At 67.3% G+C, this 16079-nt stretch carries 8 protein-coding genes and 1 pseudogene; 5 read left to right on the top strand and 4 right to left on the bottom strand.

All coding sequences use genetic code 11. The features are described 5' to 3' along the window. Positions 1-367 precede the first annotated feature (367 nt). Together gltB and H9Q09_RS05650 are read left to right on the top strand one after the other, a co-directional pair. Positions 368-4987: pseudogene (gene gltB, locus H9Q09_RS05655) on the top strand (glutamate synthase large subunit); the annotation flags it as partial. 117 nt (positions 4988-5104) lie between these two features. Then, on the top strand, positions 5105-6559 hold the full coding sequence (locus tag H9Q09_RS05650) for a glutamate synthase subunit beta (protein ID WP_187390462.1): 1455 nt from the start codon (positions 5105-5107) through the stop codon (positions 6557-6559). An 880-nt stretch (positions 6560-7439) separates the two neighbouring features. Here H9Q09_RS05650 and H9Q09_RS05645 read toward each other — a convergent pair. Further along, positions 7440-8831: an SGNH family hydrolase gene (locus H9Q09_RS05645; RefSeq protein ID WP_187390248.1), complete on the bottom strand. Its 1392-nt coding sequence runs from the start codon at positions 8829-8831 to the stop codon at positions 7440-7442. Between the two features lie 35 nt (positions 8832-8866). Then, the gene (locus H9Q09_RS05640) at positions 8867-10096 is read right to left on the bottom strand and encodes a lytic murein transglycosylase (RefSeq protein ID WP_246716024.1); all 1230 of its coding nucleotides are present in this window, start codon (positions 10094-10096) and stop codon (positions 8867-8869) included. A 258-nt stretch (positions 10097-10354) separates the two neighbouring features. Here H9Q09_RS05640 and galU point away from each other — a divergent pair, with 258 nt between their 5' ends. Both galU and H9Q09_RS05630 read left to right on the top strand, forming a co-directional pair. Then, on the top strand, positions 10355-11260 hold the full coding sequence (gene galU / locus H9Q09_RS05635; RefSeq protein ID WP_187390246.1) for a UTP--glucose-1-phosphate uridylyltransferase GalU: 906 nt from the start codon (positions 10355-10357) through the stop codon (positions 11258-11260). A 434-nt stretch (positions 11261-11694) separates the two neighbouring features. Further along, entirely contained in the window at positions 11695-11946 is a 252-nt protein-coding gene (locus H9Q09_RS05630; RefSeq protein WP_187390245.1) for an excalibur calcium-binding domain-containing protein, read from the top strand. Between the two features lie 653 nt (positions 11947-12599). On the opposite strand, the gene H9Q09_RS05625 is transcribed toward H9Q09_RS05630, so the two are convergent. Continuing rightward, positions 12600-14417 carry an outer membrane beta-barrel protein gene (locus tag H9Q09_RS05625; protein WP_187390244.1) on the bottom strand — a complete coding sequence of 606 codons (1818 nt, stop codon included), beginning with the start codon at positions 14415-14417 and terminating at the stop codon, positions 12600-12602. 214 nt (positions 14418-14631) lie between these two features. Between H9Q09_RS05625 and H9Q09_RS05620 the strand changes: the two genes are divergently transcribed. Beyond that, on the top strand, positions 14632-15615 hold the full coding sequence (locus H9Q09_RS05620) for a KpsF/GutQ family sugar-phosphate isomerase (RefSeq protein ID WP_187390243.1): 984 nt from the start codon (positions 14632-14634) through the stop codon (positions 15613-15615). Positions 15616-15630: 15 nt separating this feature from the next. Here H9Q09_RS05620 and H9Q09_RS05615 read toward each other — a convergent pair whose 3' ends face one another. Then, positions 15631-16077, bottom strand: a complete 447-nt coding sequence (locus H9Q09_RS05615; RefSeq protein WP_187390242.1) for an NfeD family protein — start codon at positions 16075-16077, stop codon at positions 15631-15633. Between the last annotated feature and the right edge of the window lie 2 nt (positions 16078-16079).

Raw genomic sequence — 16079 nt, 5'->3', positions numbered from 1 at the left:
AAATCGGCTGGTGAAAAAGCGCGATCTGGCACGATGGCGCGCGGAAAAGACGCGCCCGGGTTCTATCCTGACGCCAGCGGTCATGCGAAAAGCCGGCGGAAACGAGGCATTGTCGCTCGGGTTCGGCCCGGACGCCTGAGGGAGCTTCTCCCGCAACAGGCGGACGGCGCGGGACCGGAGCCAAGGTTGCGCCTGAAACGGCGCGACAAGATGCGCGGCCGGAAACGGCGGCGCGACGACGGGAGACGACGCGATGACGAAGCTGACGCCATCCAACGCCGGGACCTTCGGGACCACGATCTCGAACGACACCGCCGCCGCGACCATCGGTGCCGCGATCAAGCCGCGCACCATGCCGGAGAAGATCGGCCTCTACGATCCGCGCAACGAGCACGATGCCTGCGGCGTCGGCTTCATCGCGCATATGAAGAACCAGAAGTCCCACTCGATCGTCGAGAAGGGCCTGCAGATCCTGGAGAACCTGACCCATCGCGGCGCCGTGGGCGCCGATCCGCTGATGGGCGACGGCGCCGGCATGCTGGTGCAGATCCCGGACCGGCTGTACCGCGAGGAGATGGCCGGCCAGGGCATCGAGCTGCCGGCCGCCGGCCAGTACGGCGTCGGCCATGTCTTCATGCCGCAGGACGCCGAGAAGCGCCGCCATATCGAGGCGGTGTTCGAGGAGGTGGTGCGCGAGGAAGGCCAGACGATCCTCGGCTGGCGCGACGTGCCGGTGGACAATTCCCAGCTGTCGAAGGCGCCGGAGATCCTGGCGACCGAGCCGGTGCACCGGCAGGTCTTCATCGGCCGTGCGCCGACGCTGACCAGCGACGACGAGTTTGAGCGGCGGCTGTTCATCCTGCGCAAGGTCGTGTCGAACCGCGTCCATGTGGAGACGGAAGGCCGCGACATCGGCTTCTATGTCGTGTCGCTGTCGGCCCGCACCATCGTCTACAAGGGCATGTTCCTAGCCTACCAGCTGGGCGCCTATTACGCCGATCTGACCGATCCGCGCTTCGAGAGCGCGCTGGCGCTGGTGCATCAGCGCTTCTCGACCAACACCTTCCCGTCTTGGAAGCTCGCGCATCCGTACCGGATGGTCGCCCATAACGGCGAGATCAACACGCTGCGCGGCAACGTCAACTGGATGGCGGCGCGGCAGGCCTCGGTCGATTCGGAGCTGTTCGGCAACGACATCTCCAAGCTGTGGCCGATCTCCTACGAGGGCCAGTCCGACACCGCCTGCTTCGACAACGCGCTCGAATTCCTGACCGAGGGCGGCTATCCGCTGTCCCACGCCATGATGATGCTGATCCCGGAAGCCTGGGCCGGCAACAAGCAGATGCCGAAGGACACCCAGGCGTTCTACGAGTATCACGCCGCGCTGATGGAGCCGTGGGACGGCCCGGCCGCCGTCGCCTTCACCGACGGCCGCCAGATCGGCGCGACGCTGGACCGCAACGGCCTGCGCCCGGCCCGCTACATCGTCACCGACGACGACCTGGTGATCCTGGCGTCGGAAGCCGGCACGCTGCCGGTGGACGAGGCACGCATCGTCAAGAAGTGGCGGCTGCAGCCCGGCCGCATGCTGCTGATCGACCTGGAGAAGGGCGGCATCGTCTCCGACGAGGACATCAAGCGCGAGACGGCGTCGGCCAACCCCTATGGCGAGTGGCTGAAGAACACCCAGATCATCCTGGAGAACCTGAAGCCGGTGGCGCCGCGCGCCTCGCGCTCGGATGTCTCGCTGCTCGATCGCGAGCAGGCCTTCGGCTACACGCTGGAGGACACCCGCACGCTGATGGCGCCGATGGCCACCACCGGCCAGGAAGCGATCGGCTCGATGGGTACCGACACGCCGATCTCGGCGATGTCGTCGTCGTCCAAGCTGCTCTACACCTATTTCAAGCAGAACTTCGCCCAGGTCACCAACCCGCCGATCGACCCGATCCGCGAGGAACTGGTGATGAGCCTCGTCTCCTTCATCGGGCCGCGGCCGAACATCTTCGACCTGGAAGGCTCCTCGCGCCGCAAGCGGCTCGAGGTGCGCCAGCCGATCCTGACCAATGGCGACCTGGAGAAGATCCGCAATATCGGCCACACCGAGGACCGGTTCGACACCAAGACCATCGACATGACCTATGCGGCGGAAGCCGGCGCGGCGGGCATGGCGGGTGCGGTGGAGCGCCTGTGCGAGCGCGCCGAGGCGGCGGTCGCGGGCGGCTACAACATCATCATCCTGTCGGACCGGCAGGTCGGCCCGGATCGCATCCCGATCCCGGCGCTGCTGGCCTGCGCGGCGGTGCATCATCACCTGATCCGCAAGGGCCTGCGCACCGCCGCCGGCCTGGTGGTGGAATCGGGCGAGCCGCGCGAGGTGCATCACTTCGCGTGCCTCGCGGGCTACGGCGCCGAGGCGATCAACCCGTATCTGGCCTTCGACACGCTGCTCGACATGCACCGGCGCAAGGAATTCCCGCCGGAGGTCGACGCCAACGAGGTGGTGACCCGCTACATCAAGTCGGTGGGCAAGGGCCTTTTGAAGGTCATGTCCAAGATGGGCATCTCGACCTACCAGTCCTATTGCGGCGCGCAGATCTTCGACGCGGTCGGCCTGCAGTCGGAATTCGTCGAGCGCTACTTCACCGGTACGGCGACGACCATCGAGGGCGTCGGCCTGGAAGAGGTCGCCCGCGAGACGGCCGAGCGCCATGCCCGCGCCTTCTCCGACGATCCGATCCTGCAGCGCTCGCTGGATATCGGCGGTGAGTATGTCTACCGCATGCGCGGCGAGACCCACATGTGGTCGCCGGATGCGGTGGCGACGCTGCAGCACGCCGTGCGCACCGATTCCTGGGAGAAGTACCAGGACTACGCCAAGATGGTGAACGAGGCGGCGGTCGAGAGCTCGACCATTCGCGGCCTGTTCCACATCAAGATGGCCGAGGAAGCCGGCCGCACGCCGGTGCCGCTGGACGAGGTCGAGTCGGCCAAGGACATCGTCAAGCGCTTCTGCACCGGCGCCATGTCCTTCGGTTCGATCTCCCGCGAGGCGCATACGACGCTGGCGCGGGCGATGAACCAGATCGGCGGCAAGTCGAACACCGGCGAGGGCGGCGAGGAATCGGACCGCTTCCTGCCGCTGAGCGACGGCACGCCCAACCCCGAGCGTTCGGCGATCAAGCAGATCGCGTCGGGCCGCTTCGGCGTGACGACGGAATATCTCGTCAATGCCGACATGCTGCAGATCAAGGTCGCGCAGGGCGCCAAGCCCGGCGAGGGCGGCCAGCTGCCCGGCCACAAGGTCGACGCGACCATCGCCAAGACCCGGCATTCGACGCCGGGCGTCGGCCTGATCTCGCCGCCGCCGCACCACGACATCTATTCGATCGAGGATCTGGCGCAGCTCATCTACGATCTGAAGAACGTCAATCCGGCGGCCGACATCTCGGTCAAGCTGGTGTCGGAAGTCGGCGTCGGCACGGTCGCGGCGGGTGTCGCCAAGGCGCGCGCCGACCACATCATCGTGTCGGGCTATGACGGCGGCACCGGCGCTTCGCCGATGACCTCGATCAAGCATGCCGGCAGCCCGTGGGAGATGGGCCTCGCCGAGACCCAGCAGACGCTGGTGATGAACGGCCTGCGCGACCGCGTCTGCCTGCAGGTGGACGGCGGCCTGCGGACCGGTCGCGACGTCATCGTCGGAGCGCTGCTGGGCGCCGACGAGTTCGGCTTCTCGACGGCGCCGCTGATCGCCGCCGGCTGCATCATGATGCGCAAGTGCCATCTGAACACCTGCCCGGTCGGCGTCGCCACCCAGGACCCGGTGCTGCGCAAGCGCTTCAAGGGCGCCCCGGAGCACGTCATCAACTACTTCTTCTATGTCGCGGAAGAGGTGCGGATGATCATGGCCGAGATGGGCGTGCGGACCATGGCCGAGCTGGTCGGCCAGTCGCAGCTGCTCGAGAAGAAGCCGATGATCGAGCACTGGAAGGCGCGCGGTCTCGACTTCTCCAAGGTGTTCTACAAGCCCGATGCGGCGCCCGAGGCGGTGCGCTGGACGAAGCTGCAGGAGCACCCGATCGTCGACATTCTCGACCGCAGGCTGATCGAGCAGGCCGAGCCGGCCCTGACGGCCCGCCAGCCGGTGACCATCGAGACGCCGATCTCCAACGTCGACCGTTCGACCGGCGCGATGCTGTCGGGCGAGGTGGCCAAGCGCTACGGGCTGAAGGGCCTGCGCGACGACACCATCACGGTGAAGCTGACCGGCACCGCCGGCCAGAGCTTCGGCGCGTTCCTCGCCCGCGGCATCACCTTCGAGCTGACCGGCGACGGCAACGACTATGTCGGCAAGGGCCTGTCGGGCGGCCGAATCGTGGTGCGCCCGCGCGCGGACACACGCATCGTGCCGGAGGAGTCGATCATCATCGGCAACACGGTGCTCTACGGGGCGATCTCGGGCGAGTGCTATTTCCGCGGCGTCGCCGGCGAGCGTTTCGCCGTGCGCAATTCGGGCGCCGTGGCGGTGGTCGAGGGCGTCGGCGACCATGGCTGCGAGTACATGACCGGCGGTGTCGTCGTCATTCTCGGCGAGACCGGCCGCAACTTCGCCGCCGGCATGTCGGGCGGCGTCGCCTATGTCTATGACGCGGTCGGCGACTTCGCCGAGCGCTGCAACATGGCCATGGTCGATCTGGAGCCGGTTCCCGAAGAGGACGACATCATGGAGAAGCTGCACCACCATGGCGGCGACCTCCAGTACAAGGGCCGGGTCGACCTGTCCTCGGACATGACCAGCCACGACGGCGAGCGGCTGTTCCAGCTGATCTCCAACCATCACCACTATACCGGCTCGCGCCGGGCGGCGGAGATGCTGGAGAACTGGGAGGAGCACCGGCCGAAATTCGTCAAGGTCATGCCGGTCGAATACCGCCGTGCGCTGCAGGAGATGGAGCGCATGCGGCTCGGCGTTGCCGCCGAGTGATCCACCGCGATGCGCCGCGTGGCTGATCTGCCGCGCGGCGCCGGGTGGGCCCTTTGGGCTGGACGTCGAGCATTGGGTGCGGCACTGAAGCCCGCACAAGAGACTGTTGGAGTGGGTATGGGTAAGGTCACCGGATTTCTCGAGATCGATCGGCAGACGCAGAAGTATCAGCCGGCATCCGATCGAATCCGCCATTTTCGCGAGTTCACCCTGCCGATGTCCGACGCGGAAGTCGGCAAGCAGGCGGCGCGCTGCATGGATTGCGGCATCCCCTATTGCCACGGGCCGACGGGCTGCCCGGTGCACAACCAGATCCCGGACTGGAACGACCTGGTCTATTCCGGCGACTGGGAGACGGCCGCCCGCAACCTGCATTCGACCAACAACTTCCCGGAGTTCACCGGCCGCATCTGCCCGGCGCCCTGCGAGGAAGCCTGTACGCTGAACCTGGAAGACACGCCGGTCGCCATCAAGACCGTCGAGCAGGCGATCGCCGACAAGGCCTACGCGCTGGGCCTGATCCGGCCGCAGCCGGCCAAGCAGCAGACCGGCAAGACGGTGGCGGTGATCGGTTCGGGCCCGGCGGGCCTCGCCGCAGCCCAGCAGCTCGGCCGCGCCGGCCATGCGGTGCATGTCTTTGAGCGCGAGACCCGCCCCGGCGGCCTGCTGCGCTACGGCATTCCCGACTTCAAGATGGAAAAGCACTGGATCGACCGGCGCGTCGAGCAGATGGAAGGCGAGGGCGTCACCTTCTTCTGCGGCGTCAATGTCGGCGTCGACAAGACCGTCGAGGAGCTGCGCGCGACCTACGACGCGGTCCTGTTCTGCGGTGGCTCCGAGCGGCCGCGCGACAGCGGCATCCCGCATGACGGCCTGTCCGGCGTCTACGACGCCATGCCCTATCTGGTGCAGCAGAACCGCCGGGTCGGCAGCGAGCCGGTCGAGAGCGTCGGCTGGCCGTGCGAGGAGATCTGGGCGGGCGGCAAGCATGTCGTCGTGGTCGGCGGCGGCGACACCGCCTCGGACTGCGTCGGCACGGCGTTCCGTCAGGGCGCCGTCAAGGTGACCCAGCTCGACATCCGGCCGCAACCGCCCAAGACCGAGAACAAGCTGGAAGTCTGGCCCTACTGGGCGACCAAGATGCGCACCTCCTCGAGCCAGGCCGAGGGCGCGATCCGCGAGTTCCAGATCGCGACGCTGGAATTCGTCGGCGAGGACGGCGTCCTGACCGGCGTGAAATGCGCCCAGGTGGACGAGGCCCGCAAGCCGATCGCCGGCACGGAATTCGTCATCAAGGCGGATCTCGCCTTCATCGCCATCGGCTTTGCCGGTCCGTCCGAGACCGGCTTCATGAGCGATGTCGGCGAGGCGCTGCGCACCAACACCGACCGCCGCGGCAATGTCTCCATCGCCGCCGACGATCTCGGCTATCTGACCTCGGTCGACAAGCTCTACGCCGCCGGCGACAGCCGCCGCGGCCAGTCGCTGGTGGTCTGGGCGATCCGCGAGGGCCGCCAGGCGGCCCGCGCCATCGATCTCGACCTGATGGGCGCCACGACCCTGCCACGGTAGGGGCGGCTGCGGGCGGCGATGCATCGTCGCCCGGCGATTGGCGCCTGAGGGAGCGGACGATGCCGAGGGCGAGGCATGGGTCCTCGGGTCAGAGCCCGAGGATGGCGACCTTGTTGGGCGGGGGAGGCGGCTTGTCGCCGGCGCGGTGCTGCGCGATCGCTGCATACACACGCGCCAACATTACGCTGCCTCTCTGCCTCTCTGCCTCCCTGCCGGTGTGACGCCGCAAGTTGGCGCGCTGCCCCCTCCGCGCGTCATTCTCGGGCTTGACCCGAGAACCCATGCCAAACCGTTGGGGAGACCTAGGCGGTGGCGGTTGGCTGCGCGGGTGTTGTGGTTTGCCGGTGGCGGAGTGGGCGGAGCGGGCGGCGAGGCATGGGTCCTCGGGTCGGAGCCCGAGGATGAAGACCTTGATGAAAGGTGTCGCTTATCGCCGGCCGTCGTGCTGCTGCGGATGCTGCAGGCGAAAAGAGCGGAGCGGCTAAGACCTGCTATCCGCGCGACGCGTTCGCTGCAGGAAAGTCACCCCTCTGCGCGCGTCCACAGGCCCTATCCGCGCGTCAACATTACGCTGCCTCCCTGCCGATGCAACGCTGCAAGTTGGCGCGCTGCCTCCTCCGCGCGTCATCCTCGGGCTTGACCCGAGGACCCATGCCAAATCGTTGGGGTGACCGCAGCGGTGGCGGTTGGCTGCGGCGGGGCGTCGGTTGGTTTGTCGTTGGCGGAGTGGACGGCGCTGATGGCGAGGCATGGATCCTCGGGTCGGAGCCCGAGGATGACGACCTTGTTTGACAGGAGGCGGCTTGTCGTCGGGCGTGGCTCTGTCGGCGGGCGCATGCCCGCGCTTCGGCTGGCCGGCGGTGACGGTTGCCGCGATCGCTTATCCCTGCGGGGTGGTGCCGCTGGCGGCGTCGTTGGCGCGGGACCAATCCTCGATGATGGCGTCGAGGATGGAGGGCATTTCCTCCGGCGGCTCGATGCCCTCGTTTTCGCGCAGCTTGTTGAGATCGAGGGAGCCGCGATAGGCGATGGGCGGGCCGCCCGGCGAGACGGCGGCGCGTTTCTCGTTCCAGGCGAAGTCGTCGGCGCGGCCGGCGATGTTGCCGGTGCTGTTGCCGTTGAGGACGAGGCGGTCGCGCGGCGAGGGCTCGAGCGAGAAGCCCTGGACGGCGCCCGCACCCAGCAGCCGGTCGGCGCCGTCGAGGGAGGGATCGTCGAGGGCGACCGGCGCGGCGTTGACGGCATTGGCGGCATTGCTGATCGGCGGCAGCTGCATGTTGGGCAGCTGTTCCTCGCTGAGCGAGAAGGCGGTGCCGGGCGCCGCCGGGTTGCGCAGGCGCTTGGTGATGGCGCGCTCGGCGAAGAAGGCCAGCTTGTCGGCGCCGTCGCCGGTCATGGTGATGCCGTCGGAGCCGCGCAGCTGCACCTTCTGGCCGCTGACGCCGGGGCCGGAATAGACGAAGCCGCCATTGGCGTCGACGAAGCCGTCCCAGACATCGACGAACTCGCCGGAGACGCTGGCGACGCCCTTGCTGTAGAGATCGTTGAGGAAGATCATGTCCTCGCTCATGCGATCGAACTTGAAGGACGGAACGCCCACCCAGACGAGGGGGACGCCCTTCTCCTTGACCGTGCCGGCGATGGCGGCGATCCGCTTCTGGTACTCGGCGACCCAGGCGTCGGAACGCAGCGACGCGCTGCCGCTGCCGGTGTCGATCTGCTGGCGGTCGTTGGAGCCGATCATCACGACGACGACGGCCGGCTTCTCCTCCTCCATGATCGGACCGAGACTGGTCCGCCAATTGTAGTAATCCTCGCGCACCAGGCCGGAGGAGCCGTTGGCGCGGGCCTTGACCTTGACGTCGGCATTGTCGGCATAGACGTCGGACAGGCCCTTGGCGAGGCTGTCGGCCATGAAGTCGCCGACGACGAGGACGGTCTGGGCGGTGTCGTTCTTGTCCGGCGCGGCGGCAGCTGCTGCGGCGGGCGCACGCGACGGGCTCGTGCGCTTGGAGGACGAGGAGGAGCGCGAGCGGCGGGTGCGCTGCTTGCGCGGGGCGGCGCGCTTGCGAATGACCCGGCGCGGCGGCGCGGCCTCCCGGGTCTGGTTGCCGAACAGCATTTCCAGGACGGTGCGCGGACGCTGCTGGGCGTAGGCCGCAGACTGCGGCACGACCGCCGTGACGAAAACGGCAATGGCCGCCAAAGCGGCGACCATCATCCTGGCGAGCCAGCTCCGGGCGGGGCTGCTGCCGTGTCGAGCTCCCGTCATCGGGGTCTCCGTTCTCTCGTTTGCGCCGCGGCCCGTCAGTTGCGCCGCAGGAAGTCGAGCAGCGCCTTGGAGGCGTTGCCATCCTGGGCGAGACCGGCCCGACCCTGCAACGCCATGATCGCCGATTTCGATCCGTCGCCGATCTTACCATCGATCTTGCCGTCATACAGCCCGCGCGAGGCGAGGTGCTTCTGCAGCTCGTAACGCTCGTTGGTGGAGAGCGGCTTGTAGCCGCGCGGCCAGTCGCGATAGAGGCCGTGATAGCCGGCGATCTGGTCGGCCAGAAGCCCGACGGCGAGGGCGTATTTGTCGGAATTGTTGTAGTTCTTGAGGACGAAGAAGTTCTTGGCCATCAGGAAGGCCGGGCCGCTGTCGCCGGCCAGCCGGACCAGATTGGCGCGGTCGGACGGATAGGCGAAGCCGCTGCCGTTGGGCCGCGAGAAGCCGAGGCCCTGCCACTGCGACAGGCTGCGATTGTCGCGCTCCAGCTTGCCGCGATACTGGCTCGGCACCTCGACCTCGTAGCCCCAGGTCTTGCCGGTCTGCCAGCCATTCTTGCGCAGCAGGTTGGCGGCGGTGGCCAGCGCGTCGGGGATCGAGCCCCAGATGTTGGGATGGCCGTCGCCGTCGATGTCCGCCGCATAGGCGAGGTAGCTGGTCGGGATGAACTGGGTGTGGCCCATGGCGCCGGCCCATGAGCTGGTGAGGTCGCCCGGCGCGATGTGGCCGGCCTGGACGATCTTCAGCGCCGCGATGAGCTGCTGGCGGGCGAACTTGGCCCGGCGCTTGTCGAGATAGGCGAGGGTGGCCAGCGAGCGCGGCAGGTTCTTCATGACGTCGTCGCGGGCGAGGATGGCGCCGTAATTGGTCTCCATCGACCAGATCGCCAGAAGAATGTTGCGATCGACGCCGAAGCGCTTCTCGATCCGGTCGAGCCAGTCCTTGTATTTGGCCGCCATCTGGCGCCCCTTGGCGACCTGCTCGTCATTGACGCGGTTGTCGAGATAGTCCCAGACGGTGGAGCGGAATTCGGGCTGGTAGCGGGCCTTCTCGATGACGTCGGGATCGGGGGAGGTGACACCCTTGAAGGCGGCCCGGTAGACATTGCGGCTGACGCCGTTGGAGGCGGCGACGGACTCGAAATCGGCGATCCAGCGCTGGAAACCGGCATCGGCCGAGGCCGGAGATGCCGCGGCAAACGCCAGCACAAGCGCCAGAAGGATCGAGCCCAGCCATGTCTGCCGGATTGCGGAGGCTCGTTGCATATGTCTTCTCCTCGGATGGGGTCGCTGCGCGAAGCGCAAGCCTAGAAGCATCTCGTTAAGCGATCGTTCACCACGCCGGCGCTCGGGCCGCCATTCGAGACAAGCCGGCGAACATGGTCTGGCAGGACCGGAATAAACCGCTATTTCACGGCAAAATGGCGGCGGGCACCGCGGCACGGCAGCGTGCCGGGCGGCCCGCGGCCTTCAATTCGGCATCAACGAACAGTGACATCAGCGAACGATGGGGACGGTTGGAGAATGAAGAAAGTCAGAAAAGCGGTGTTTCCGGTGGCCGGTCTGGGCACGCGGTTCCTGCCGGCGACGAAGGCGATCCCCAAGGAGATGCTGACGGTCGTCGACCGGCCGGTGATCCAGTATGTGGTCGACGAGGCGCGCGAGGCGGGGATCGAGCATCTGATCTTTGTCACGGGACGCAACAAGGGCGTCATCGAGGATTATTTCGACATCCAGGTGGAGCTGTCGAACACCCTGGCGGAGCGCGGCAAGACGGCCGAGCTCGACCTCCTCGACCGGCTGCAGCCCACCCCCGGCACGGCTAGCTTCACCCGCCAGCAGGCGCCGCTCGGTCTCGGCCACGCGGTGTGGTGCGCGCGCGATCTCGTGGGAGACGAGCCCTTTGCGCTGCTCCTGCCGGACATGATCATGCAGGCTGAGAAGGGCTGCCTTGCCGAAATGGTGCGGCTTTACGAGGAGACCGGCGGCAACATCGTGTCCGTCGAGCAGTGCGACCCGCAGGAGACGGACAAATACGGTATCGTCGGGCGCGGCGTGGAGGTGGGCTCGGGCTTCCGCCTCGACGGCATGGTCGAGAAGCCGAAGCCGGCCGAGGCGCCGTCGAACTACTACATCTCCGGCCGCTACATCCTGCAGCCGCAGATCTTCGACATTCTGGAGACCCAGGAGAAGGGCGCCGGCAACGAGATCCAGCTGACCGACGGCATGCTGAAGCTGGCCGACCAGCAGGATTTCTACGCCTATCCGTTCCACGGCCGCACCTTCGACTGCGGCTCGAAGGAAGGCTTCATCGAGGCGAATGTCGCCTTCGCCCTGTGGCGCCCGGACATCCGCGACAAGGTGATCGGCAACATGGAGCGGCTGATGGACACGGTGAAGCCGAAGGACGCGGCGAAGGCCGCCGAATAGCGGCGCTGCAAAGACGGTAGAACGCGCCGGCGGTGTTGCCCTGAGGGGCGGCCGCCGGCGTTTTTGTGTGGGGCTGCTGGGGCGCCCAAGGGGCGACGTTCAGTGTCTGGCGAAAACGATAGCGCCGTCATGGGTGGTAAGCGGAACGGCAGGTGTCAGCCAAGCGGGGACGTAGTCGGACATTCATGATCAGGGAAAGTTCGAACTAGAATTGGCAATTCGGTTCGGAAAAAAGCGACAGTTTAGATTCGAGTTCGGGCAAGGAGTAGTGCGTAAGCTGCGGTCTTTCGCGATCGAGAAGAACCGTCTTGTCCGTTCAATCACCCTGGCGTCGAGCCAGCCCCTACGATCCAGACGAACGTGCCCGCCGTCTACGACAGAGGTTCGGGAAGGTGTCGCGGCACCTGAACCGGCCTGTGCGGCAGCGGTTTCCGATGAAGATCATCAGCTACGGAATTGTTGGCCTCATTATCGTGACGGTCAGTGTGCTGGCGTTTCGAGCTAGTCCTTGGCCAGTCGGGACGACCCTCCGCCATGTCGCCGCTGCGCCGAATTGCACCGCAGCCCGATCAGTAGGGCTTGCGCCAGCACATCGAGGAGAACCCGGCTATTGGGCAAAACACGATCGAGATCGAGACGGCATCGCCTGCGAACCGTGGCCACGCCAGACTCGGCAGTTGAGATGACGCGCGAACAGTCGGAAGAAGCCTCTTCCCCTTTCTCGGAGATGGAGCGCCGCGCCTGGTTCGAAGATAAGCGCGCCCGAGAACGTCAAGATCGGCCGATCTACCGCTCGGCTTCCGTTGCCGTCTGTATTCATTGCCAAATCCCCTTCGGTATCAATGAAGGATTGGTCACAGGTGAGGTGGCTCTCTGTTCCGCCTGCTTGGGTGATTGAGATAGGCCGAACCGAAACAGAACTGGTAAATCTGTTTCAGTTCGCTGTGCGCCAGCGTTACACGCGCCGGGCAGCCTTCCATAGAATGTCTATGGCGGTCCATACGATCATCACGCCCCATGCTGCAATGAGCAGGCGCCAATCCATTTCTCGCCAATAACGCAAGCCTACCATCATGATAGGAAAGACAACGAAGGCGCCGATGACGCCCCAGAGATCTTCCCTTGCAAATTTCAGTCGCATCACTCTACCGGTTTCGCCCTATAGTGAGCGGTATTCTTTCACGCTTTCACGTGCTGTCAGAATGGATTCCTGAGAGAGAACCACAGTGTTCTGTTTCAACCCATCGCCGTCTGCTTTGCAATTCGCTCCAAGCCTTCCTTCGAAGTCTTGGATGGGTCGACATCGGCCTCCCGCTGCCTTACCCAGGCTCCTTACCCCCTAGCGCTGCAGTTTCATGCCGATGCGGAGGGTGTCGGAGCCGTAGTCGCCGGTGCCGTCGTCGGTGTAGAGCTGGCGGTGGGTATAGAGGCCGGTGACGGCGAAGCCGCGGTGCAGCCAGTAGGTGAAGCCGGCCTCGCCGGTCAGCAGCGTCTCGTCATCGCCGGGGATGGTGGAATTGCTGAATTCCGCCAGCGCCGTCGCGGTCAGTTCGGTGCGCGTGTCGAGGGCGTGGCGCAGGCCCAGCGAGCCCTCATAGGCGACGATGGTGGAGCGGCCGGAGCTCTCGGGCTCGAAGCGGGTCCGCAGGGCGGTGGTCACCTCGGTGCCGCGCTGCGGCGACCAGACGAGGCTGGCGTCCAGCGTGGGGGCGCTGGTCACCTCGCCGCGATCGTCGTCGGGGCGGTTCCAGGCATAGCCGAGGGCAACCTCGCCGCGCAGCTTCTCGGTGAAGTCGAGGGCGACGCCGCCGCGCAGCGCCGGCAGGAGGGCGTCGCGGTCGAAGGCGCCATCGGCTTCCTCGCCCGGCGCATCGAAGAGCCGGCGGCCGAGGCTTGCCTCGACGAAGGGCGTGACTGCGGGCGAGATCTCGTAGCCGGTGCGCAAGGTCGCGGTGAGGGTGGTGTAGTCCTGGTCGATGGCGCCGGCCGGCAGGTCGGCATAGGCGGTGCGCGCGAGCGTGCCCGTGCCGCTGACGACGAGGCGGCCGAAGCGGCGTTCGAGCTGGCCGGAGAGCGAGCCCTGCAGGCGGTCGGCCTGGTCGGTGCCGACGAAGTTGTCGGAAATGTCGACCGTATCCTCGCGGGCATAGTCGATGGCGCCGCGCAGGGTGGCGGTGGTCATGCGGTCGAGATCGAGGCGCAGGCGCCCGTCGAGGGCGGCGCGGGGATCTTCCGGCGTGTCGCCGGCGAAGTTGCGGCGATAGGTGAGGCTGCCGTTGATCTCGGCTTCGTGGCGGGACCAGTCGGACAGGAGCCGGGCCGAGATCGTCGTTTCCGAGAAGATGCCGCTCTCGCCATCGACCGCGTCGTCGATATTGGTCGAGGCGCCGAGGGTCTGGATCAGCTCGGGATAGAGCATGAAGCGGCCGGCGCGCACGCCGAGCGGGGCGAAGGGGTCGGCGTCGCTGGCGGCGACCGGCGCGCGCTCGGGGGTGATGACGGTCCGGCTGGAGCGCAGCGGGCTGTCGACGGCGGGCGCCTCGTCGGCGATGCCGGCGGCCAGCGGCGGGTTGCGGGGCGCAACGGCGCGGACCGCACCCGCCGGTCCGCTGGCGCGGGGCCGGGCCGAGAAGGCCGGTGCATCGCGCGGATCTTCGGCGAGGGTCTCATCCGCGACATCGGCTGCCTCGGGGTCGGGATCGAAACTCCGGACGGGCGCTGCCGGGCGGCTGGTGGCGGCGCGGCCTTGCGGCGCGGCGGCGGGGCCGCTGAAGAGATCGAACTCCTGCGACGACGCGCCGTCGGTGTCAGTGGCGTCGCGCGGATCGGGCGGCAGGGTGCCGGCATCGGTCCCGGCCGGATCGCGGCGATCGTCGCCCGGCGTGCCGCCGGATTGCTCCAGCCGATCGATGAGGGCCGGGTCGATGCGGGTGCCGCGGGTCAGCGGCGCGGCCCTCAGATCATAGGGGTCGAAGGCTTGCGGAGCGGCCGGGCGGGCGTCGTCGGTGCGCAGTTCCGGGAACAGCGGTTGCTGGGATGACTGGGCGAGGGCAGGGCGGGCGATCGGCAGACCCGGCAGGCCGACGCCGATGCCGGCCGCGCCCAGAAGGGCGGTGGCGGCGATCATGCGGGCGGATCGACGGGGGATGGACGGCATCGCGGTTTGCCTGCGCTCTCATTGCCCGCGCCTTCTCCGCGCCGGTTGCGAAAGCGTAAATTTTCATGGTTAAGGATTCGTTGATATTTTCCGCGGGCCCCCGCAACACCGGGGTTTGCGCGTCACATGCCTTGTTTTGGCCGGACCGAACTGGTCATTGGTCGCCACATCTTGCAACAAAACAGTGATTCCCCGCGTCGTGATCGCCCAATCCATGCCCCAGCCCACCGCCCCGAAGCCCGGTTCGCAGTCGGCGGTTCGCACCGTCACCACCGAGGCGGACGGCCTGCGCGCGCTGGCGGCGCTGCTCGAGGCCGAGATGGCCGAGCCGTTCGAGCGGGTGCTGGACCTGATCGCGGGCATCACCGGCCGGCTGATCATCACCGGCGTCGGCAAGAGCGGCCATATCGGCGCGAAGATCGCGGCGACCTTCGCCTCTACCGGCACGCCGGCCTTCTTCGTGCATCCGTCCGAAGCCAATCACGGCGATCTCGGCATGATCGGCCGCGACGACGCGGTGCTGGCCATGTCGTGGTCCGGCGAGACGACGGAGCTGAAGGGCATCGTCGCCTATACGCGGCGCTTCAAGCTGCCGCTGATCGCCATGACCTCGCGGCCGAACTCGACGCTGGCGCGCGAGGCGGATGTGGCGCTGCTCCTGCCGCGGGTGGCCGAGGCCTGTCCGCACGGCCTGGCGCCGACCTCCTCGACGACGCTGCAGGCGGCACTGGGCGATGCGCTGGCCGTGGCGCTTCTGGAGCGGCGCGGCTTCACGCCCGGCGACTTCCACGTCTTCCATCCCGGCGGGCAGCTGGGCGCGAGCCTCGTCCATGTCGGCGACCTGATGCATGTCGGCGAGGCGCTGCCGCTGGTGGCGTCCGGCACGACCATGGCCGAGGCGATCATCGTGATGTCGCGCAAGAGCTTCGGCTGCGCGGCGGTGGTCGACGCGGGCGGCTGCCTGATCGGCATCGTCACCGACGGCGATCTGCGCCGCCATCTCGGACCGGACCTCCTGGCCGAGACGGTGGATACGGTGATGACGGCGAACCCCAAGACGATCACGCCGGAGACCCTGGCCGCCAAGGCGCTGGAAATCGTCAATTCGTCCAACATCACCGCGCTGATGGTGGTGCGCGACCGGCGTCCGGTCGGCATCGTCCACATGCACGACCTGTTGCGGATCGGCGTCGCCTGACGATCCTGCCCGTCCTCAGAACGCGGGTTCGACCACCAGCACCGAGCCGTCCGCGCCGGTGATCCGGACATGGGCGCCGGCCGGCATGTCGGGCCCGGTGACGCTCCACCAGCTGTCCTCGATCGCAATCCGGCCACGGCCGTCGACGATCGGCTCGGTCAGAACGGCCTGACGGCCGACCAGCCGGGCCGTGCGTTTGTTCAGCCGTTCGCCATCGCCGGCGACGCTCTTGTTGCCGTACCAGCGGCGGCCGAGCAGCGCCGCGGCGACAGACAGGATGACGAAGGCGATGATCTGCTGCTCCCAGCCGAACCAGCCGGTGCCGAGGAAGAAGACGTTCATCCCGACGATCAGCGCGGCGATGCCGAAGAACAGCAGGTAGACGCCGGGCGCGGCGACCTCGAGGGCGAGCAGCACGAGGCCGAGGATCCACCAGCCGTAATCGATCAGAACCTCAGGCATGG

Origin of the sequence: Aurantimonas sp. DM33-3 (genome assembly GCF_014334315.1) — a bacterium.
GTDB classification, from domain to species: domain Bacteria; phylum Pseudomonadota; class Alphaproteobacteria; order Rhizobiales; family Rhizobiaceae; genus Aurantimonas; species Aurantimonas coralicida.
Note: the sequence above shows the minus strand (reverse complement) of the source record. Positions and strands in the feature narration are given on the sequence as shown.

Coding starts and splice junctions, on each gene's coding strand:
- H9Q09_RS05645 (WP_187390248.1), bottom strand. CDS start 8,831: ATGACGGGAGCTCGACACGGCAGCAGCCCCGCCCGGAGCTGGCTCGCC.
- H9Q09_RS05650 (WP_187390462.1), top strand. CDS start 5,105: ATGGGTAAGGTCACCGGATTTCTCGAGATCGATCGGCAGACGCAGAAG.
- H9Q09_RS05625 (WP_187390244.1), bottom strand. CDS start 14,417: ATGCCGTCCATCCCCCGTCGATCCGCCCGCATGATCGCCGCCACCGCC.
- H9Q09_RS05630 (WP_187390245.1), top strand. CDS start 11,695: ATGAAGATCATCAGCTACGGAATTGTTGGCCTCATTATCGTGACGGTC.
- galU (WP_187390246.1), top strand. CDS start 10,355: ATGAAGAAAGTCAGAAAAGCGGTGTTTCCGGTGGCCGGTCTGGGCACG.
- H9Q09_RS05615 (WP_187390242.1), bottom strand. CDS start 16,077: ATGCCTGAGGTTCTGATCGATTACGGCTGGTGGATCCTCGGCCTCGTG.
- H9Q09_RS05620 (WP_187390243.1), top strand. CDS start 14,632: ATGCCCCAGCCCACCGCCCCGAAGCCCGGTTCGCAGTCGGCGGTTCGC.
- H9Q09_RS05640 (WP_246716024.1), bottom strand. CDS start 10,096: ATGCAACGAGCCTCCGCAATCCGGCAGACATGGCTGGGCTCGATCCTT.